Raw genomic sequence first — 19,689 nt, forward strand, 5'->3', positions numbered from 1 at the left:
TGCGCTCTCCGAGCCAGCATCGAACAGCCTCCCAATAACCAAAAATGCCAGAGACAAGCCCCGTCGCCACCGGCCTCCTGCTCACCGGGGGCGGCGCCCGGGCTGCCTACCAGGTGGGCGTGCTGGAGGCCATTGCCGAGATCCGGCGCTCTGTCGGCCCTGCCGCCGGCACGGGCAACCCCTTCCAGGTCATCACCGGCACCTCGGCCGGCGCCATCAACGCAGCCGTGCTGGCCTGCGGCTGCGACAACTTCGACCACGTGGTGGCACACATCGCCGAGGTCTGGGGCCAGTTCCGCGCCGAACAGGTGTACCGCGCCGATTCGCTTTCGGTGATTGGCAGCGGCGCGCGCTGGCGCATGCTGCTCGGGCTCGGGCGCTTCGCGGCCAACTGGATGCGCATCAAGCCGAAGTCGCTGCTCGACAACACGCCGCTGGCCGAGCTGCTGCAACGCATGGTGCCGCTCGAGCGGCTGCCGCAGCTCATGAAGGAAGGCCACCTGCAGGCGCTGGCCGTGACGGCTTCGAGCTACAGCTCGGGCGAGCACGTCACTTTCTTCGAGGCGGCCGTGCCGATGGAGCCATGGGTGCGCTCGCAGCGCCTGTCGGTGCGCGACCGCATCACGCACACCCACCTGCTGGCGTCGTCGGCCATTCCCTTCGTGTTCCCGGCCACGGCCTTGCCGATGCAGGGGCACACCGAGTACTTCGGCGACGGCTCGATGCGCCAGTCGGCGCCCATCGCGGCAGCCATTCACCTGGGCGCGCAGCGCATCGTGGTGATCGGCGCGGGCCGCATGCACGAGCCGCGCGACGCCGATGCGCCCAACACCCACAGCGGCTATCCGACGATGGCGCAGATTGCGGGCCATGCGCTGTCGAGCATTTTTCTCGATGCGCTGGCGGTGGACATCGAGCGGCTGCGCCGCATCAACCACACGCTGGGGCTGATTCCCGAAGAGGCGCGCGCGGCGAGCGCGCTGCGCCCGCTCGACCTGCTGGTGATCTCGCCGTCGGAGCGCCTCGACGTGATCGCGGCGCGCCACGTCGAGGCCCTGCCCGGCGCGGTGCGGCATCTGCTGGGCGGCTCGAAGGTGGCGGCCGATGTGAAGGGCGGCGCGCTCGCGAGCTACCTGCTGTTCGAGTCGGGCTACACGCGCGAGCTGATGGCGCTGGGGCGCGCCGATGCGATGAAGCAGCGCGACGAGGTGCTGCGCTTTTTCGGCTGGAACGTGGCCTGAGGGGTCTGGCCGCTCAGGTGGCGGCCTGCTCGACCATGCCCTCGCGCGCCAACCACTGCCGCTGCGCCGCGACGACCTCCTCGCCTGATCGCCCCGTCAATGCGCGATACACACCGGGCGCGGTCGCGCCTTCGGTGCTGATCAGCAGCACGCGTGCATCGGGGCCCAATCCCGAGGTATCTCGGGCCGCGGGGCCGGCTGCCAGCACCTGCAACGCCGCCAGGCCGGCCGCGCCGGATTCACCGCTCAGCACGGGTACGTCGCCCGCCTCGCCGCTCGCGAGCGTGCGCATCGCCTGCTCGGCCTGCGCGTCGGTCACGGTCATGAACAGGTCGACGGCCGGTTGAAGAAAGCGCCATGCGAGCGGCGAGGTTTCGCCGCAGGCCAGCCCCGCCATCACCGAATCGACCGAGCCCGTTGCGCGATCGGGCCGGCCGCTGCGCGCGCTTTGCAGCAGGCAGTCGGCCTGCTCGGGCTCCACCACGATGAAGGTCGGCCGCGCCGCACCGTAGCGCTCCCAGAAATGGCTGACGACGCCCGCGGCCAGCCCACCCACGCCGCCCTGCACGATGACGTGGGTGAACGGGCATGGCGCACCGGCTGCAACGTCTTCGAGCAGCTCGTCGGCCAGGATGCCGTAGCCCTGCATCACATCGCGCGGCACCTCTTCGTAGCCGTCGTAGGAGGTGTCCGAAACCACCTCCCAGCCATTGACGCGGGCAAGGCGCGCGGCCTCCTCGACCGACTCGTCGTAGTTGCCGGCGATGCACACGATCTCCGCGCCGAGCGCGGCAATCGGCGTTTCGCGCTCCTCGCTGACCTGGGCATGCAGCACGATGACGCAGCGGCAGCCAATGCTCTGCGCAGCCGCAGCGAGCGCGCGGCCGTGGTTGCCGTCGGTGGCGCTGACGACCACGAAGTCGCGCAGCGCCGCTGCATGCCTGCCCGCCAGAAGCTCCGCGGGCGTCCATCCGCGGTCGGGCCATCGGCGCAGCACGAGCCGCAGCAGCGCAATGGGCGCGCCCAGCACCTTGAAGCTGCCGAGCGCCGAGCGCTTGGATTCGTCCTTGACGACCACCTGGCCGATGCCCAGCTGCGCCGCCAGCCGGGGCAGCGGCCATGCCGGCGTGGGGTGCGGCGCGAGCCGGTTCCAGTGCGACAGCCACTGCCGGCTCTCCTGGCCGCGCGCGATGTTCATCACCTCGCTCAACGATTCGTCATAAGCGCTACGCCGCGCCTGGGGGTTGGTGAACAGCATGCCGGTCAGTCTCTTGTTTCGTTGTGCCGGGGAAGGCGCAGGCGGACGATCTCCGCGAAATAGCGGGCGCCCGTTGCGAGCACCTCGTCGTTGAAGTCGTAGCTTCCGTTGTGCAGCGGCGTGCCGCCCGGCTCGCCTTCGGCGCCGTTGCCCAGGAACACGAAGGCGCCGGGCACGACTTTCAGGAACGCGCCGAAGTCTTCCGAAATCATCATCGGCGCCACGTTGGCATCGACGTTCTCGGCACCCACGATAGCCGTGGCGGCGGCAACCGCCGTTGGCACGCATTCGGCCCAGTTCACGGTGGGCGCGAACTCGTGCGTGTAGCTGAATTCGCATTCGGCACCATGCATGCGGCAGATGCCTTCGCTGATCTCGCGCATGCGCTTGGCCAGCATCTGCTGCACCGCCGGGTCGTAGCTGCGCGTGTCGCCCTTGATAACGACGTTCGACGGAATTGCATTGCGGATGCCGTCGGTGATGAACTCGGTGCACGAAACCACCGCCTGCGCGCCCGGGTCGAGCGTGCGCGAAACGATGCTCTGCAGCGCCAGCACGATCTGCGCACCGATGACGATCGGGTCAATGCCCATGTGCGGCCGCGCGGCATGCGTGCCGCGGCCCTTCACATGGATCACGAAGTTGTCTTCGCTCGCCATGAGGCCGCCCGTGCGCGTGGCGATGGTGCCGGCGCGCATGCCGGGCATGTTGTGCAGGCCGTAGATCTCGTCGACCGGAAAGCGATCGAACAGGCCGTCGTCCATCATCGCCTTCGCGCCGCGGCCGTGCTCCTCTGCCGGCTGGAAGATGAAGCGCACGGTGCCGTCGAAGTCCTGCCGCTCGCGCAGCAGCTGCGCCGCGCCGAGGATGATCGACATGTGGCCGTCGTGGCCGCAGGCGTGCATCTTGCCGGGCGTGCCAGAAGCGTAGGCGCGGTCGGTGGGCAGCTCGGTGATGTTGAGCGCGTCCATCTCGGCGCGCAGGCCGATCACGCCCTTGCCGCTGCCCACCTTCAGGTTGGCCACGAGGCCGGTGCCGCCGATGCCGGTGTGCACGTCGAGGCCCAGCGCCCTCAGCACCCGGGTGACGAAGGCCGAGGTTTTCGCTTCCTCGAAGCCGGTTTCGGGAATGGCGTGCAGTTGCCGCCGCCAGCCGGTGAGCGTTTCGCGCAGGGGTGCATCGGTGAGGTTCATGACGAGATGCTATTGACAATGCGGCGGTATGGGCGCGCAAAATCATCGCCTTCGACGCAACGTTTTTGCGTCACTTCCCACTTCATGACGCCGCTCGACACCCTCGACCTTCGCCTGCTGGAGCTGATCCAGGCGGACAGCCGCATGCCGCAGAGCGAACTGGGCGAGCGCGTGCACCTGTCGACCGCAGCCGTCAACCGGCGGCTCAAACGCATGCGCGACGAGGGCGTGATCCAGCGCTACGGTGCGGTGCTGTCGCCCGCCGCGCTGGGCCACCCGCTGACCATCGTGGCGGAAGTGGAAACGGAGAGCGAGCAGATCGAACTGCTCGACGCAATGAAGCAGAGCTTCAGAGACTGCCCGCAGGTGCAGCAGTGCTACTACGTGACGGGCGAGTGGGACTTCATCCTCGTCTTCGTGGTGCGCGACATGGCGCAATACACGGCGCTGACCCGGCAGCTTTTCTTCCAGAGCAACAACGTGAAGCGCTTTCGCACGCTGGTCACGATGGATGCGGTGAAGCTCAGCCTTGATGTACCTGTTGCCTCGGGCTGATCGCAATCCTTCCCGGCATCAGCATCGACCGCAACAGCAGCGCCATCACGCAGACGATGGGCCCCAGCGCCAGCAGCCGGCCGGGCTCGAACGCCAGCCCAGCCGCCGCGCCGACCGCGCAGCCGATCTTGATCCAGCGCGAGACCGCATCCCAACCACGCCGGTGCGTCACGGCAAACCCGATCAGCGCGGCCCAGCCCAACAGCCCGCCGAACACAGAGAAGACCCAGCTGAGCAGGTAATACGCCGTGTCCATGTCCCGGAACGCGAGTGCCGTGCCCAGGCCCTCCCAGGTATGGCGATGGCCCTCGAAAAAGAAGAAGCCGGTGGCTGACGCGGCCCACCAGAAAAACGCGTAGAGGCTCGCGACGCCCGCCACGAGGGCAAGACACGCAAGCGCGCGCCGGGTGATGTCGTCGAAGGGCATGTGGTCGCGCCACGCTGCGGTGTGTCCGATGGGTCCGTTGTCCATGGCTGGTGCTCCATTGATGTGTGCAATGGGGGCCGAAGTTAGACACCGAATGTGCGGGCCGCGTGAAGCCCGCGTGAAGTGGTGCGATCAACCCTCTTCGGAAATCCCCAGCTCGGAACACACACGCCCGAGCAGCGCCTTCAGCGACGCCACCTCGGCTTCGAGCCGCGCCACATTGGCTTTCAGCGCCGCGACCTCGCCCAGCGACACGTCGTGCGCGGCATAAGGCACATCGGAGGGCCCAGCCACCTCTTCCGCCGGCGCACCGCTCAGCAGATGCGCCCAGCGGCTCTCGCGCGCACCGGGCAAGCGCGCCAGCTTCACCACCAGCGCACCGGCCGGTCGTTCCGCGAGCTCATTCAAAAAGCCTTCGACCGACGAGATGTCGGCGAAGTTGTGCATGCGGTCGCAGGCGATGCGCAATTCGCCCGCCGTCTGCGGCCCGCGCAGCATCAGCACGGTGAGCAGGATGACCGACTGCGACGGGATGCGCAGCACGCGGTCGATGTTGTGCTCGTAGCGGAAGGCGCGCCCGCCGCTGGTTTCCGCGACGAGGCTGTAGCCCTTCAGGCTGTCGATGGCGGCCTGCACCTGCGACTCGGCGAGTTCGAGCACGGGGTTTCGGCTGGTCTTCTGGTTGCAGCCCGACAGCAGGGAATTGAGCGTGAGCGGGTAGCTGTCGGGCACGGTGCGCTGCTTTTCGGCCAGCACGCCGAGGACACGGGTTTCGAGAAGGGACAGAACGGGCAGCGGTGTGGTGGACATGGCTCGGGGATCGATGATGAAACGCAGAAGGCAGGCAGGCGCCGCACTCAGGGCGACGCGACGCCAAGGATAGGCCCCAGCTCCCGCACGAAATCGCTTCTGTGCAGCGCCGTCGAATGCAGTGCCGAAACCGTGCCGTCGAGATACAGCGCGTCCCGGCAGTGGAGCACATCGCGGAAGTAGAGCGCGAACTCGTAGAAATTCACCGGCGTCTCGCTGATGACGAAGATCGCCGTGTGACCGATCACACCGACGCCGTTGCGGATCTTGCGCGAATCGGAATGGGGAATGAAAGCGGGGTGCACGACGCCGCGGCGCAGCAGCAGCGGGCCCGACTGCGTGGCGAGGCGTACGCCCTGCGCCAGCGCCAGGTATTCCGACGACTCGACCACGCGCGGCCCCATGTCCGACACGAGGAACACACCGTTGGGCTTGAGGAAGAAATTGCCGGCACCGTCGGCCAGGTTGAGCGGTGCCTCTTCGCGGCCATTGCGCACCAGCAAGCCGACCGGGGAAAAGTCCTCGTGATACATGCCGGCGTTCACCGCGAAGCCCAGTTGGCGGTGACGCTCCTTCAGCCAGGCATCGAGCCGGTCGAAGCGCTTGAACGGCACGCCCGCGTCGTCGCGCAGGAACAGTTCGAGCCGCTCGGTACGCAGGTCGACCTTCACCACGGTGAAGCGCGGGTCGGCCGCAGCGAAGCCTGCGAACAACAGAGCCCCCAGGAGCAGCAGAAGCCTTCTCATGCAGCGCCCGCGAGCCCCGCTCCGGTCAACCGCCGTTGATGCGGCCGACCAGCGCCTTCGTGAACGCCGCCGTGCCCGCCGTGCCACCGAGGTCGCCCGTGCGCACCTTGTCGATGTTCAGCGTCTCGTCAATGGCCGTGCGCAGGCGCGTGGCCAGTTCGGGCAGCTTCACGTGGTCGAGCATCAGCGCGGCCGCCAGCAGCAGTGCGGTGGGGTTGGCAATGCCCTTGCCGGCGATGTCGGGCGCGGAGCCGTGCACCGCCTCGAAGATCGCGGCGTCGGCGCCGATGTTGGCGCCGGGCGCCATGCCAAGGCCACCGACCAGGCCCGCCACGAGGTCGGACAGGATGTCGCCGAACAGGTTGGTGGTGACCAGCATGTCGAACTGCCAGGGGTTGAGCACCAGCTTCATCGCGCAGGCGTCGATGATGACCGTGTCGAGCTCGAACTTGCCCTTGTACTTCTTCTCGTAGAGGTCCAGGCCGGTCTCCAGGAAGATGCCCGTGAGCGCCTTCATGATGTTGGCCTTGTGCACGATCGTGACCTTCTTGCGGCCCGTGGCCACCGCCGTCTCGAAGGCGTATTCGAGCAGGCGGCGGCTGCCCTGGCGGGTGTTGATGCCAGTGGCCATGGCCACGGCGTGCGGGTCGCCGTCGATGGGCACGTAGTGCTCGTGGCCGATGTAGAGGCCTTCGAGGTTCTCGCGCACGACGACCAGGTCGATCTTGTCGAAGCGGCCGCCGGGAATGATGGTGCGCGCGGGGCGCAGGTTGGCGTACAGCTGGAATTCCTCGCGCAGCCGCACGTTCGATGAGCGATACCCACCGCCCGAAGGGGTTTCGAGCGGGCCCTTCAGGGCCAGGCGGGTGCGGCGGATGCTGTCCAGCGTGGCTTGCGGCAGCGGATCGCCCGACGCCTTGACGCCGCCCAGGCCGGCGATCTGCGTGTCCCAGGTGAAGGGTGCCTTCAGCGCATCGAGCGCGGCCAGCGTGGCGTCGACGATTTCGGGGCCGATGCCGTCGCCGGGGATCAGGGTTGCGGGAATGGAGGGGGTGGTCATCGGCTGCGTCTCGCTTTCTGTATCGGGGGCTGGAGCATACGTCGCGCGCGAGACAGTGCCGAGCGCCCCCACGCTCAAGGCACCTTCTGCTTGAGGTGTTTGTGGTACGCGAAGGTGCCGATGACGCCCTGTACGTAGAAATAGAGGAAGAGCAGCGAAGTGAACACGTTGCCACCGCTGATACCGCCGATGCGCATCATCAGGAACTTGGAATAAATGAAGTAGAGCAGCATCAGTACCGCGCAAACACGACTCTTCCTGTAGATTCCGAAGGACAGCCCCAGGATCACCGCGACGTCCAGCAGTTGCGCGAGACCGAAGCCGAGCAGGCTCGTCCCCGAAACCGCGATCAGAACGAAGATGAGCGTCACCGCCGCCGAAACCAGGCCGGCGCCCCAGGCAAGACGGATCTTCTTGCGTATGGCATCTGGCACTTGCGGCGCGACGACAGGCATCAGCACTTCCGCGGTCGGTGGGGCAAAGCGATCGTCAGACATGGTCTTCTTCCTCCCTGTTTGTCGCCTCGACTTTATCGGCCGGGCAATTCCTCGTCCACCAGCGTCATGCGGTCCACGACGCGGCCCGGCACAAGCAGGGCACCGGGCGCGATCACCGCATTGGCGCCGATGCGCGCCCCATCTCCGACGAGCGCACCGAACTTGTCGCAGCCCGTGCCTTGCAGCGAGCCGCCCTCGCCGCTTCGCACGAGGATCTGCTTGTCGGCACGCTCGTTGCGGTGGTTGCAGATGATGCTGCCGGCTTCCATGTTGACGCCCGCGCCGATCACCGAGTCGCCGACGAAGTTGAAGTGCGCGAGCGCCGTGCCCTCGAACACGAAGGACAATTTCAGCTCCACGCCCGGCCCGATGGTGCAGCGGGCGTCGACCCAGTTGCCGCCCCGCAGGTAGGCGCCGGCGGCCACGAAGCAGTCCGCCCCGAGGATCAGCGGGCCCTTGAGCACCGCGCCCGGCTCGACCCGGGCGCTGCGGTGAACGGCGACTTCGCCCTCGACGACGTAGTCGCCGGCGGGCAGCCCGGCCAGCAACCGGCGCACGATTTCAGGGGCGCGCGGCGGCAGTTCCCAGGGCAGCGAGGCAGCCCATGGCGCCATAGGCGAACCGGTGAATCCGGCGATATAGGCGGCGAGTTCGATGGCGTGCGTCATGGGGTCGATGCTGCCATCGAACACCTCCCGGGACGCCGCCACCTAAAATGCCCGGTTCCCGTCAGTCAGTCCAGTCAGCCACTCCCGAAAGCGCCCTTCCCGATGTCCGCCCCGCGCAAGCTCTTCGTCACCACCGCCCTGCCGTATGCCAACGGCAAGTTCCATATCGGCCACATGATGGAGTACATCCAGGCCGACATCTGGGTGCGGAACCAGCGAATGAATGGCGCCGACGTCAACTTCGTCTGTGCCGACGACGCGCACGGCGCGGCCATCACCATCGCGGCCGACAAGGCCGGCGTGACGCCGCAGGCCTTCGTGGCCGAGATCGCCGCGGGCCGCAAGCCGTATCTCGACGGCTACTACATCTCCTTCGACAACTGGCACTCGACCGATGCGCCCGAGAACCACCAGCTGGCGCAGGACATCTACCGCGACCTGCGCGCCAACGGCCTGATTGCTACCAAGAGCGTCGAGCAGTTCTACGACCCCGCAAAGGGCATGTTCCTGGCCGACCGCTTCATCAAGGGCGAGTGCCCCAACTGCCATTCGAAGGACCAGTACGGCGACAACTGCGAGGTGTGCGGCGCCGTGTACGCGCCCACCGAGCTGATCAACCCCTACTCGGCCCTGTCCGGTGCCAAGCCCGAACTGCGCAGCTCGGAGCACTTCTTCTTCAAGCTCTCCGACCCACGCTGCGAGGCCTACCTGAAGGAATGGACCGCCGCCGCGGGCCATGTGCAGCCCGAGGTGCAGAACAAGATCCGCGAATGGCTCTACAAGGACGACGAAGGCAAGGGCGGCCTCGGCGACTGGGACATCAGCCGCGACGCGCCCTACTTCGGCATCGAGATTCCCGATGCGCCGGGCAAGTACTTCTACGTGTGGCTCGATGCGCCCGTGGGCTACCTGGCTTCGCTGAAGAACCTGCTCGACAAGCGCTGCATCGAACTCGGCGGCGACGGCATCTCGTACACCGAGTACATGGCCGACCCCGACCTGGAGCAGGTGCACTTCATCGGCAAGGACATCATCACCTTCCACACGTTGTTCTGGCCCGCGATGCTGCACTTCAGCGGCCGCAAGGCGCCCGACGCCGTCTACGTGCACGGCCACCTCACGGTGAGCGGCGAGAAGATGAGCAAGAGCCGCGGCACCGGCATCGACCCGCTCAAGTACCTGTCGATCGGACTCGATCCCGAATGGCTGCGCTACTACATCGCCGCCAAGCTCAACGGCCGCAACGAGGACATCGACTTCAATCCCGAGGACTTCGTCGCGCGCGTCAACAGCGACCTCGTGGGCAAGTACATCAACATCGCGAGCCGCGCCGCTGGCTTCATCGGCAAGCGCTTCGAGGGCAAGCTGGGCGAGGTGTCGGCCGACGGCGACGCGCTGCTGTTCGCGCTGCGCGATGCAGCGCCGCAGCTGCACTCTCTGTACGACGGCCGCGACTACGCCCGCGCGCTGCGCGAGGTGATGGCGCTGGCCGACAAGGTGAACGAATACGTCGACCAGAACAAGCCCTGGGAACTGGCCAAGAAGGAAGGCGCCGAGGCGCGGCTGCACGACGTGTGCACCGTGTGCATCGAGGCCTTCCGCCTGCTCACGCTGTACCTGAAGCCGGTGCTGCCGGCGCTGGCTGTGAACGTCGAGGCCTTCCTGAAGATTTCGCCGCTGGTCTGGGCGGACGCCGCGCAGTCACTGCCCGCGGGCCACGCCATCGGTGAGTACAAGCACCTGATGCAGCGCGCCGACGCCAAGCTGGTCGACAAGCTGTTCGACGCACCCGAGCCCGCACCGGTTGCAGCCGCGGCGGAAGAAGCGCTGCCGGGCGGCGAAGCCATCGCGCCCACCATCACCATCGACGACTTCGCGAAGATCGACCTGCGCATCGCGAAGATCGTGGCCTGCGAGAAGGTCGAGGGCTCGACCAAGCTGCTGCGCCTGACGCTCGACGCGGGCGAGGGCAAGACCCGCAACGTGTTCAGCGGCATCGCATCGGCCTACCAGCCCGAGCAACTCGTGGGCAAGCTCACGGTGCTGGTCGCCAACCTCGCGCCGCGCAAGATGAAGTTCGGCGTCAGCGAAGGCATGGTTCTGGCTGCGAGCCATGGCGACGAAAAGGCCCACCCGGGCATCCATGTGCTCGAGCCGTGGCCGGGCGCGACGCCGGGCATGCGCGTTCGCTGAAAGAGAAGAAGAAAAAGAAAAACAGGTCCGGCCGGGCGACTGGCCGGGCTAGCCGAACTTGTTGTTCAGCACGAGGTCGGCAAACACCTTGCCGCCCACCGAGATGTGGTCGCGCATCGCCTCCGCGGCGTTGTCCGCGTGGCCCTTCAGGATCCACTCCACCACCCGTTCGTGCTCCCGCTGTGAAGCGGCCAGGCGCCCGGGTTTCTCGAACATCCGCCCCCTGTAAGCCGCGATGCGCAGGCGCACCGTCTGCGCCTGCTCGACGATGAACGGATTGCCGCTGGCACGGTAGATCACGTCGTGCAGCACGGCGTTGGCCTGCTGGTAGGCCTCCGCGTCGTTCGCCTCCGCCTGCGCGGCGGTGCCGGCCAGCGCGCGCAGCAACTCGTCGCGCAACGCCGGGCCGATGCGCAACGCCGCCAGCCGCGCCAGCACGCCTTCAAGCTCGCCCAGCGCTTCCATCATCGCGACCAGTTCGTTCGCCCGCAGCTGGCGCACGTAGATGCCGGTGCGCGGAACGATGTCGACCAGGCCGCGCGCACTCAGCAGCAGCAGCGCCTCGCGCACCGGCGTGCGCGAGGTGTTGAAGCTCAGCGCCAGCGCCTTTTCGTCGATGGGCATGCCGGGCGACAGCGTGCCTTGCTGGATGTCTTTTTCGAGCCGGCCACGGATCTGGTCCTGCAGGCTGGGGGTGTCGAGGGTTTTCGCGGGTTGCATGGGAATCGCGATATTAGCTAACCTTACAGATATATCAATTCAGTCATTTGGTACATCAATGCTCCCAACACTCCACATCGAAGGCCCGGTCGCCTTCCTGACGCTGCGCCGCCCGCAGGCCGCGAACAAGCTCGTTCCGGAGGACCTGCCCGAGCTGGTTCGCCTCGTGGAGACGGTGAATCGCTCACCTGAAGTGCTGGTGCTGGTCCTCCGGTCCGAGGGCAAGTACTTTTGCAGCGGCTACGATATATCAGAGGTGGCCTCCAGCAGCCAGACCGAGGGGCGCAGCTTCGGGGACATGGTCGATGCGCTCGAAAACTGCCGCGCCGTCACCATCGCGGCGGTGCATGGCGGCGTCTTCGGCGGCGCCACCGACCTGGTGCTGGCCTGCGACTTCCGCGTGGGCGTGCGCGGCGCCGAGATGTTCATGCCCGCCGCCCGGCTCGGCCTGCACTACTACCAGAGCGGCATGGAGCGCTATGTGTCGCGGCTCGGGCTGGACACGGCCAAGCGGCTCTTTTTGACCGCCGAAAAGCTCGACGGCCCCGCCATGCGCGACTGCGGCTTTCTCACGCAACTGGTCGACGACGCACAGGCGCTCGACGCCGAAGTACTGCGCCTGCGCACCACGCTCGCCGGCATGGCACCGCTGGCGCTGCTCGGCATGAAGAAGCACCTGAACCAGATTGCGCGCGGCAGTGCCGACGCCGCTTCGATCCAGCGCGAAGTGGAGCGCACCGTCGCTTCCGAAGACCTGGCCGAGGGCGGCCGTGCCTGGCGCGAGAAGCGCCTGCCGGTCTTCAAGGGCCGCTGACCGGGCGCCGCCCTCCCCATCGATACGACAAGAAACCGGAGACAAAGACATGAAGCAACAACTTCGCGCCGTTTCATTCGCCGCCGCGGCGCTGCTGGCTTCGGCCGGCGCCCTGGCGGACAGCTACCCCACGCGGCCGATCACGCTGGTGGTGGGCTTTCCCGCCGGCGGCGGGGCCGACACGGTGGCACGCATCGTCAGCGACAAGATGGCCAAGCTGCTGGGGCAGCCGGTGATCATCGACAACAAGCCCGGCGCGGGCACCACCATCGCGTCGGACCAGGTGGCGCGCGCGGCGCCCGACGGCTACACGCTGCTGCTGGGCAGCGCCAACCTATACGGCAGCGACAAGCTGCTCTACAAAGCCGTGAAGTACGACGGCGCGAAGAGCTTCGTGCCCATCTCGCGCTGGAGCTCGGCCCCGATGCTGCTCGCCGTCAACAAGGACGTGAGCGCAAAGACCGTGCAGGCACTGATTGCCGAAGCGCGGCAGAACCCGGGCAAGCTGGCCTATTCGTCGTCGGGCACCGGCGTGGTGACCCACCTTGCGGGCCTGTCGTTCGAAAAGGCGGCCGGCGTGACGATGCTGCATGTGCCCTACAAGGGCGGCGCCCCGTCGATCCAGGCAGTTGCCGCGGGTGATGTGCAACTGACCTTCGGCACGCCGCCGTCGGTATTGCCGATGGCCCAGGGCCAGAAGCTGCGCGTGCTGGCCGTGACCTCAGGCCAGCGCTCGCCGCTCTTTCCCGATGTGCCGAGCATTGCCGAGGCCGGCGTGAAGGGCTACGACTACACCTTCTGGTTCGGCCTGTTCGCACCGGCCGGCCTGCCGCCTGAAATGGCGCAGAAGCTGTTCGACGCCAGCGTGGCGGCACTGAACGACCCCGACGTGAAGGCGCGGATGGAAAAGTCGGGCAACGAATCGGCGCCATCGAAATCGCTCGCCGAGTTCCGCAGTTGGGCCACGGCCGAAGGCGCGAAATCGAAGGAACTCACCGAGCGCTCGGGCGCGACCGTCGAATGATGCCGGGCACTTCTTCCAACGCGTCCGCAGCCACGGCGGGCCCGCTGCACGGCTTTACCGTCATCGACCTGACGCGCGTGCTCGCGGGCCCGTACTGCACGCTGCTGCTTGCCGACCTGGGCGCGCGCGTCATCAAGGTGGAGCAGCCGGGGCTGGGCGACGATGCCCGCCAGATCGGCCCGTTCGTCGAGGGCGACTCGGCCTACTTCATGTCGGTCAACCGCAACAAGGAGTCGATTGCGCTGGACCTGAAGGCGCCGGCCGACCGGGCGGTTTTCGAGTCGTTGCTGGCCACGGCCGACGTGCTGGTCGAAAACTTCCGACCCGGCACGATGGAAAAGCTGGGCTACGACTGGCCGACGCTGCATGCGCGCTTTCCGAAACTGGTGTTCACCTCGGTCTCGGGCTTCGGACAGACGGGGCCTTACAGCAGGCGCCCCGCCTACGACATGGTGGTGCAGGCGATGGGCGGAATCATGAGCCTGACCGGCCACCCCGGCGCGCCGCCGACGCGCGTGGGCGTCTCGATCGGCGACCTGGGCGCGGGCCTGTATGCGGCCATCGGCACGCAGGCCGCATTGCTGCAGCGCGGGCGCACCGGCCTGGGAGACAGGGTCGACGTGGCGATGCTCGACTGCCAGGTCGCGCTGCTCGAGAACGCGATCTCGCGCATGGAGGCCGATGGCCGCGCGCCGGGGCCCATCGGCTCGCGGCACCCGTCGATCACGCCCTTCGACGTGTTCCGTGCTTCCGACGGCTGGTTCGTGATCGCGGCGGGCAACGACGCGCTGTTCCAGCGCCTGTGCACGGTGCTGGAATTGCCGGCACTGCAGGACGACGAGCGCTTTGCCACCAACCCCGGGCGCTGCCAGCACCACGAGGTGCTGAAGCAGTTGCTCGAAGAGCGCCTGGCGTCGGCGACTTGCGCGCACTGGCAGGCGCTGCTGATGCAGCACAACATTCCCACGGGCGGCTACAACGACGTGGCCGCGGTGGTGAACGACCCGCAGGTGCAGGCGCGCGAGATGCTGGTGCAGGTGCGCACGCAGAGCGGCCGGCCGCTCACGGTGGCGGGCAACCCGGTGCACGTGGGTGGCCACCGCACGCAGGTGCTGCGGCAGCCGCCACGGCTGGACCAGGACCGCGAAGCGATTCTTGCGGAGCTGGCGCAACCCTGACGACGGAAGGCCGCGGCCTGCGCCCGCTCAGTCCGCGGCGAGCCCCAATCGGGCGACATGCGGCGGCGTGTGCAGCGCCTTCTCCTTGCGCACGAACGCGGACCGCAATGCGCGGTGCGGCTCGCTGGCATCGAAGAAATTGCGGCGCATGTGCGCCAGTTCTTCATCGCGGTACTGCTGCAGCGGCTTTGCGGCTTCGTCTTGCGCGCGCGCCGCCTGCTTCTTCGCGATGCGCGCGGCCAGGTCCGGCGAGGCGGCCAGTTGCGCGGCCAGCCGCGTCACTTCATCGCCCAACTCTTCCGGCGCGGCCTGCAGCACGCGCTCGGCCATGCCGAGTTCGACGGCGCGCCTGGCGCTCACGGGCAGGGCCGATTGGGTCAAACGCTGCGCCTCGGCGGCGCCGACGCGGCGCGGCAGGGTGTAAGTCCAGTATTCGGAGCCGTGCAGGCCCATCAGCGTGTAGTGCGGGTTGAGCACGGCGCCGTCGCGGCACCACACTTCGTCGGCCGCCAGCGCGAGCATCACGCCGCCAGCCGCCGCATTGCCGCCGAGCGCCGACACGGTGAGCCGGTCGGTGGTGCTCAGCACCGCCTCGACCAGGTCGTTCATCGCGTGGATGTTGGCCCACGACTCCTCGGCCGGGTCGTCGGCCGCCTCGATCACGTTGAGGTGGATGCCGTTGGAGAAAAAATCGCGCAGGCCGCCCAGCACCAGCACCGAGGTCGGACGGGTGCAGGCGAAGCGATAGGCCTGCAGCAGCCGGCGGCACTGCACGGTGCTCATCGCGCCGCCTGGGAATGAAAAGTTCAGCACGCCGACCGCGCCATGCTCGCTGTAGCGGATGTCGGACCAGGTGCGGCGTCCGGCCGGCAACTGCAGCGGTGCTGGCACCTCCGGCACTTCGAAGGGCAGCAGCTCGCCGAGCGCCTGCACGGCCGGCAGCTTGTAGCTGGGCAGCCGTGAGCCGGGCTCGCGCCAGGGGCGCAGTTGCGCGATCCATACCGCGCCGTCGACGGTGGCTCGGCAGACGGCACCGGCGCGGGTGGCGATCAGTTCGCCGGGCTTGTTGCCGCGCAGTTCGTCTTCGGGATGGCCGCCGTGCAGGTACCACTGCGCGCCCAGTAGTTCGTCGAGCACGCCGGGCTGCGAATCGGCCGCGCGCAACTGGCGCAGCACAAACTCGGTCGTGTCGGTCGCCCAGTCGATGCGGCGCTGCGCCTGCTTCATGAAGGGCCGCCAGCCGGCGGCAAGGGCTGCGGTCTTCTGCTTCTGGGGCTTGTACTTGCCCGAGGCGAAGCGCTCCACCGCCAGCAGCACCGCGTCGAGTGCGGCGTCGGCCACCTCGCCGCGGTAGAGGTCGCTCTTGCCGGCCAGCGGCGGCACCTTCAGCGGCGACCATGCCCAGACATCGCCCGCATCCATTTCGGCCACGGCCTCGAGCACGGTGACGCCCCAGCTTTCGAAGCCGCCCTGCAGCGTCCAGTCGAGCGACGAAGGCCCCCGGTCGCCCGGCGGGCCGGGATGCACGATCAGGCAGGTGTGGGCGGTCCAGATGTCCTGGGGAATGGCGGTGGTCAGCATCGGCGCCACGATGAGCTGGGGCGAATGCAGCCGCACGGCTTCGCGCAGGGCCAAGTCATTGCCGAGCGCCAGCTCCACCCCGACGGTGTGGCCGCGGTCCTGGAGTTCGGCGAGAACCCGTTGCGTCAGGCTGTTGAACGCGCTTGCGACAAGCAGGATGTGCATCGGACGGACCTCGGTAATTTCGGTGACCAAATGTCAATGAATGTCAAAAATGTATCGGGATCCTTTGTTCCGGATAAGTTGAGCGAAAGTTCGCATCGGCATGACCCACCCGTCTGCGGCCTGCCGCACGGCAGGGGGCAGTCCACAATGAACGACTCATGCATTCCCCGCTGAACCTCACCCGCTTCCGCCCACGCCTGATGGACGCGCTCGCGGGATACGACCGCGAGCGCTTCTTCAAGGACCTGGGCGCGGGCGCCACGGTCGGCATCGTCGCGCTGCCGCTGGCCATGGCCTTTGCCATCGCCTCGGGGCTCAAGCCCGAGGCGGGCATCTGGACGGCGATCATCGCGGGCTTCCTGATCTCGCTGCTGGGCGGCTCGGCGGTGCAGATCGGCGGGCCGGCGGGGGCGTTCATCGTGATCGTCTACGGCATCGTCGAGCGCTACGGCGTGGCGAACCTGCTGATTGCCACCGCGTGCGCGGGCGTGCTGCTGTTCATGGCGGGGTTGTTCGGGCTGGGGCGGCTGGTGCGCTTCGTGCCGCTGTCGATCGTGGTGGGCTTCACCAATGGCATCGCGGTGCTGATCCTGCTGTCGCAGCTCAAAGACCTGCTCGGGCTGACGGTGGCGAAGATGCCGGCCGACGTGTTCTCGCAGCTGCATGCAATGGCATTGCAGATCGGCACCTTCAACCCCTATGCGTTCGCGCTCGGCATTGCCTGCGTGGCGGGGCTGCTGCTGTGGCCGCTATTGCTAAGCAGTGACTCGAAGGTGGGCACCGCGGTGCTGCGCGTCGCTGGCCGGGTGGCGCGCACGCGCGCCGTGCAGGTGGGCTCGCGCATGCCGGGGCCCATCGTGGCGCTGGTCACGCTCACGCTGGTGTCATGGGGCTTCGAGCTGCCGGTGGAAACCATCGGCACGCGCTTCGGCGGCATTCCTGAAGGCGTGCCGGCCTTCGCGCTGCCCGATTTTTCGTGGGAGACGGTGAAGCAGCTCGTGACGCCCACGCTCACCATCGCGCTGCTCGGCGCCATCGAGTCGCTGCTGTGCGCGCGCGTGTCCGACCAGCTCAGCGGCCAGCCGCGCCACGACCCCAACCAGGAGTTGATGGCACAGGGCATCGCGAACATCGTCACGCCCTTCTTCGGCGGCATGCCGGCCACCGGCACCATCGCGCGCACCGTGACCAACATCCGCTCGGGCGGCACCTCGCCGATCGCGGGCATCGTGCATGCGATCACGCTGCTGGCGGTGGTGCTGCTGGCCGCGCCGCTGGCGCGCCACGTGCCGCTCGCGGTGCTGGCGGGCATTCTGGTGTTCGTGGGCCTGAACATGGGCGAATGGCGAGAGTTCACGCCCACGCAGTTGCGGCATTTCAGCCGGCACTACCGGCTGCTGATGCTGGGCACCTTCTTCCTCACCGTGGTGTTCGACCTGACGGTGGCGGTGCAGGTTGGCATCGTGCTGGCTTGTGCGCTCTTCATCCGGCGCATGAACGGACTGTTCAGCGTCGAACTGGTCACGCTGCAGCCGCCAGTGCTCACCTACAGCCTCTACGGCGCGCTGTTCTTCGGCGCGGCGGCCAAGCTCGACGAGGCGGTGAATGCCGCCGAGCGCGCGCCGCGCGGCATGACGGTGGTGCTGGACGCCACGCACCTGATCTACATCGACGCCACCGGTGTCGATGCGCTGCGGCAACTGCACCGGGCGGTGCTGGCACGCGACGGGTTGCTGCGCATCGAGTCGTTGCAGCCGCAGCCGCTCGAGGTGCTGGTGCGTTCGGGCTTTGCCGAGGAATTGACGACGGGCCAGCCCGGCGCGTCGCACGGCGCGTAGCCGCTAAGGAAGCTACGGGGCTTCGGTACCCCGGTCAGGCGAAGAGCCGCTGCGCACCACGCGCTGGTCGTCGTTCAGCGTGGCGGTGAAGACCATGGCCGAGTTCGGCGGCTGCACCCAGCGCCATTCCCATTCGGTCTCGCGCTTGAGCGCATAGGGCGTGACCTTGGCGGGCTTGCCCAGCATCTTGCGCAGGTCTTCCATCATCATGCCGGGCTGCACCTTGGCGAAGTTCTCGGGCGTGAGCACCTGGCGCAGCGCGCTCATCTTGCCGTCGGCACCGATGGTGATCATGTAGTTCTTCTGGCCCGCCGGCTGGCGGTTGTACTCGAACACCCGGCCACCGCCGGGGGCGTCCCAGACGTTCTCGGGCTGGCCGAAACGGGCCCGCACGTCGGCCTCTGTGGACACACCCTCTTCAAGCTCGGAGATGTTCTTCGAGTCGCATCCCACGAGAGCCATCACCGCCGCCAGAAACCCTGTTGCCATGCCGATCTGCCATCCTCGCCGTTGCTTCATGCCGTCCCCGGTAAAATTCGCGTCATAAAGGTCCAGTCTATGTCCATCTTCCGCCGCCCCCACTACACCTCCGAGATCACGAACTTCATCGAGGAGATGAAGGAAAAGAAGCCAACGTTGGAAGCCGAACAGCGCGCCGGCCGCGCCCTCCTCTGGGACAAGCACCTCGACCGCAGCCTGCTGGAGGAGTACAGCGAAGCCCGCGTTCCGATGCAGCCGTACGTCTACCAGACCCAGGCCAAGTAATTCCCCGATGCCGATTTCCCGATGCCGATTTGGCAGCACGCTCCCGTCCGCATTGCGCTGGTCGCTATTGAAACGATAGCAAAAGCCCAATGAAGAGCGACGAGGACAACGGCACGCTGGTGGTCGACATGCCCGACGTGGTCGACCAGGTCGCGCTCGCGAGGCTCTATGGCGAGCCGCTGTTCGCGATGCCGAAGGACCTGTACATCCCGCCCGAGGCGCTGCAGGTGTTCCTGGAGGCCTTCGAAGGCCCGCTGGACTTGCTGCTCTACCTGATCCGCAAGCAGAACTTCAACATCCTCGACATCCCGATGGCGGGGCTCACGCGGCAGTACCTGAGCTACGTCGACGAGATCCGCCAGACCAACCTCGAACTCGCGGCCGAATATCTGCTGATGGCCGCGATGCTGATCGAGATCAAGTCGCGCATGCTGCTGCCGCCCAAGAAGGTGGCCGACGGCGAAGAGGCCGAAGACCCGCGCGCCGAGCTCGTGCGCCGCCTGCTCGAATACGAGCAGACCAAGCTGCAGGCCGCCGCCCTCAGCGCCACGCCCACGTACGGACGCGACTTCTGGAAGGCGCAGGTCTACATCGAGCAGTCGCTGAAGCCGCGCTTCCCCGACGTGGACGTGGTCGAGCTGCGCGATGCGTGGGCCGACATCATGAAGCGCGCCAAGCTCGTGCAGCACCACAAGATCTCGCGCGAAGAGCTCAACGTGCGCGAGCACATGAGCATCGTGCTGCGCCACCTGCAGGGGCAGCGCTTCGTTGAATTCGAGAAGCTGTTCGACGTGTCGCGCGGTACGCCCGTGCTCATCGTCACCTTCATCGCGATGCTGGAGCTCGCGAAGGAAACGCTGATCGAAATCACGCAGGCCGAGGCCTTCGCCCCTATCTACGTCAGATTGGCTTATTCGCCAGCCTGACCCAACCGGTCCCCATATCCAGTGACTTCC

The 19,689-nt window shown here is 67.3% G+C and carries 20 protein-coding genes; 9 read left to right on the top strand and 11 right to left on the bottom strand.

Annotated features, from left to right (window positions below; all coding sequences use genetic code 11):
- The first annotated feature begins 44 nt into the window (after positions 1-44).
- Complete coding sequence (locus BLW48_RS27855) at positions 45-1,241, top strand: patatin-like phospholipase family protein (RefSeq protein ID WP_093178681.1); 1,197 nt, start codon at positions 45-47, stop codon at positions 1,239-1,241.
- Between the two features lie 13 nt (positions 1,242-1,254).
- Here BLW48_RS27855 and BLW48_RS27860 read toward each other — a convergent pair whose 3' ends face one another.
- On the bottom strand, positions 1,255-2,499 hold the full coding sequence (locus tag BLW48_RS27860; RefSeq protein ID WP_093178682.1) for a diaminopropionate ammonia-lyase: 1,245 nt from the start codon (positions 2,497-2,499) through the stop codon (positions 1,255-1,257).
- A 5-nt stretch (positions 2,500-2,504) separates the two neighbouring features.
- The gene (locus BLW48_RS27865) at positions 2,505-3,692 is read right to left on the bottom strand and encodes a M20 aminoacylase family protein (protein WP_093178684.1); all 1,188 of its coding nucleotides are present in this window, start codon (positions 3,690-3,692) and stop codon (positions 2,505-2,507) included.
- Between the two features lie 84 nt (positions 3,693-3,776).
- Between BLW48_RS27865 and BLW48_RS27870 the strand changes: the two genes are divergently transcribed.
- Positions 3,777-4,247 carry an Lrp/AsnC family transcriptional regulator gene (locus BLW48_RS27870; protein WP_093077408.1) on the top strand — a complete coding sequence of 157 codons (471 nt, stop codon included), beginning with the start codon at positions 3,777-3,779 and terminating at the stop codon, positions 4,245-4,247.
- Here the strand turns inward: BLW48_RS27870 and BLW48_RS27875 are convergent.
- The 6 genes from BLW48_RS27875 to BLW48_RS27900 all read right to left on the bottom strand — a co-directional run bounded on the left by BLW48_RS27875 (position 4,216) and on the right by BLW48_RS27900 (position 8,455).
- Positions 4,216-4,719, bottom strand: coding sequence for a hypothetical protein (locus tag BLW48_RS27875; RefSeq protein WP_093178686.1), 504 nt, complete (start codon positions 4,717-4,719; stop codon positions 4,216-4,218). The genes BLW48_RS27870 and BLW48_RS27875 overlap by 32 nt on opposite strands.
- Before the next feature lie 87 nt (positions 4,720-4,806).
- Positions 4,807-5,484: a YceH family protein gene (locus BLW48_RS27880; RefSeq protein ID WP_093058026.1), complete on the bottom strand. Its 678-nt coding sequence runs from the start codon at positions 5,482-5,484 to the stop codon at positions 4,807-4,809.
- Positions 5,485-5,531: 47 nt separating this feature from the next.
- On the bottom strand, positions 5,532-6,230 hold the full coding sequence (locus BLW48_RS27885) for a phosphodiester glycosidase family protein (protein ID WP_093178688.1): 699 nt from the start codon (positions 6,228-6,230) through the stop codon (positions 5,532-5,534).
- A 25-nt stretch (positions 6,231-6,255) separates the two neighbouring features.
- Positions 6,256-7,290, bottom strand: a complete 1,035-nt coding sequence (locus BLW48_RS27890) for an isocitrate/isopropylmalate dehydrogenase family protein (RefSeq protein WP_093178690.1) — start codon at positions 7,288-7,290, stop codon at positions 6,256-6,258.
- A gap of 74 nt (positions 7,291-7,364) precedes the next feature.
- On the bottom strand, positions 7,365-7,787 hold the full coding sequence (locus BLW48_RS27895) for a hypothetical protein (RefSeq protein ID WP_093077415.1): 423 nt from the start codon (positions 7,785-7,787) through the stop codon (positions 7,365-7,367).
- A gap of 32 nt (positions 7,788-7,819) precedes the next feature.
- A complete protein-coding gene (locus BLW48_RS27900) occupies positions 7,820-8,455 on the bottom strand; it encodes an LbetaH domain-containing protein (RefSeq protein ID WP_093178747.1) in 636 nt (211 codons plus the stop codon).
- A 102-nt stretch (positions 8,456-8,557) separates the two neighbouring features.
- Between BLW48_RS27900 and metG the strand changes: the two genes are divergently transcribed.
- The gene (gene metG / locus BLW48_RS27905) at positions 8,558-10,648 is read left to right on the top strand and encodes a methionine--tRNA ligase (protein ID WP_093178691.1); all 2,091 of its coding nucleotides are present in this window, start codon (positions 8,558-8,560) and stop codon (positions 10,646-10,648) included.
- 48 nt (positions 10,649-10,696) lie between these two features.
- Here the strand turns inward: metG and BLW48_RS27910 are convergent, their stop codons facing one another.
- Complete coding sequence (locus tag BLW48_RS27910) at positions 10,697-11,368, bottom strand: GntR family transcriptional regulator (RefSeq protein WP_093058031.1); 672 nt, start codon at positions 11,366-11,368, stop codon at positions 10,697-10,699.
- A 58-nt stretch (positions 11,369-11,426) separates the two neighbouring features.
- On the opposite strand from BLW48_RS27910, the gene BLW48_RS27915 reads away from it, so the two are divergent.
- From BLW48_RS27915 to BLW48_RS27925, 3 genes are read left to right on the top strand one after another with little or no spacing between them, the layout of a single operon-like run.
- Positions 11,427-12,182 carry an enoyl-CoA hydratase/isomerase family protein gene (locus tag BLW48_RS27915; RefSeq protein ID WP_093178693.1) on the top strand — a complete coding sequence of 252 codons (756 nt, stop codon included), beginning with the start codon at positions 11,427-11,429 and terminating at the stop codon, positions 12,180-12,182.
- Positions 12,183-12,231: 49 nt separating this feature from the next.
- Entirely contained in the window at positions 12,232-13,206 is a 975-nt protein-coding gene (locus tag BLW48_RS27920; RefSeq protein ID WP_093178695.1) for a Bug family tripartite tricarboxylate transporter substrate binding protein, read from the top strand.
- Positions 13,206-14,384, top strand: coding sequence for a CaiB/BaiF CoA transferase family protein (locus tag BLW48_RS27925; RefSeq protein ID WP_093178749.1), 1,179 nt, complete (start codon positions 13,206-13,208; stop codon positions 14,382-14,384). Before BLW48_RS27920 ends, BLW48_RS27925 begins: the two co-directional genes overlap by 1 nt.
- A 27-nt stretch (positions 14,385-14,411) precedes the next feature.
- Here BLW48_RS27925 and BLW48_RS27930 read toward each other — a convergent pair whose 3' ends face one another.
- The gene (locus tag BLW48_RS27930) at positions 14,412-16,130 is read right to left on the bottom strand and encodes an enoyl-CoA hydratase-related protein (RefSeq protein WP_093178697.1); all 1,719 of its coding nucleotides are present in this window, start codon (positions 16,128-16,130) and stop codon (positions 14,412-14,414) included.
- A gap of 158 nt (positions 16,131-16,288) precedes the next feature.
- Between BLW48_RS27930 and BLW48_RS27935 the strand changes: the two genes are divergently transcribed.
- A complete protein-coding gene (locus tag BLW48_RS27935; RefSeq protein WP_093178699.1) occupies positions 16,289-17,968 on the top strand; it encodes a SulP family inorganic anion transporter in 1,680 nt (559 codons plus the stop codon).
- A 12-nt stretch (positions 17,969-17,980) separates the two neighbouring features.
- Here BLW48_RS27935 and BLW48_RS27940 read toward each other — a convergent pair whose 3' ends face one another.
- On the bottom strand, positions 17,981-18,457 hold the full coding sequence (locus BLW48_RS27940; protein WP_093178701.1) for an outer membrane protein assembly factor BamE: 477 nt from the start codon (positions 18,455-18,457) through the stop codon (positions 17,981-17,983).
- Between the two features lie 69 nt (positions 18,458-18,526).
- Between BLW48_RS27940 and BLW48_RS27945 the strand changes: the two genes are divergently transcribed.
- Both BLW48_RS27945 and BLW48_RS27950 read left to right on the top strand, forming a co-directional pair.
- Positions 18,527-18,733 (top strand): DUF3460 family protein, encoded by a 207-nt coding sequence (locus tag BLW48_RS27945; RefSeq protein WP_093058036.1) that lies wholly within the window; start codon positions 18,527-18,529, stop codon positions 18,731-18,733.
- Between the two features lie 89 nt (positions 18,734-18,822).
- Positions 18,823-19,659, top strand: coding sequence for a segregation and condensation protein A (locus BLW48_RS27950; RefSeq protein WP_093058037.1), 837 nt, complete (start codon positions 18,823-18,825; stop codon positions 19,657-19,659).
- Positions 19,660-19,689 lie beyond the last annotated feature (30 nt).

It is taken from the genome of Variovorax sp. YR266 (genome assembly GCF_900107295.1).
Lineage (GTDB): Bacteria > Pseudomonadota > Gammaproteobacteria > Burkholderiales > Burkholderiaceae_C > Variovorax.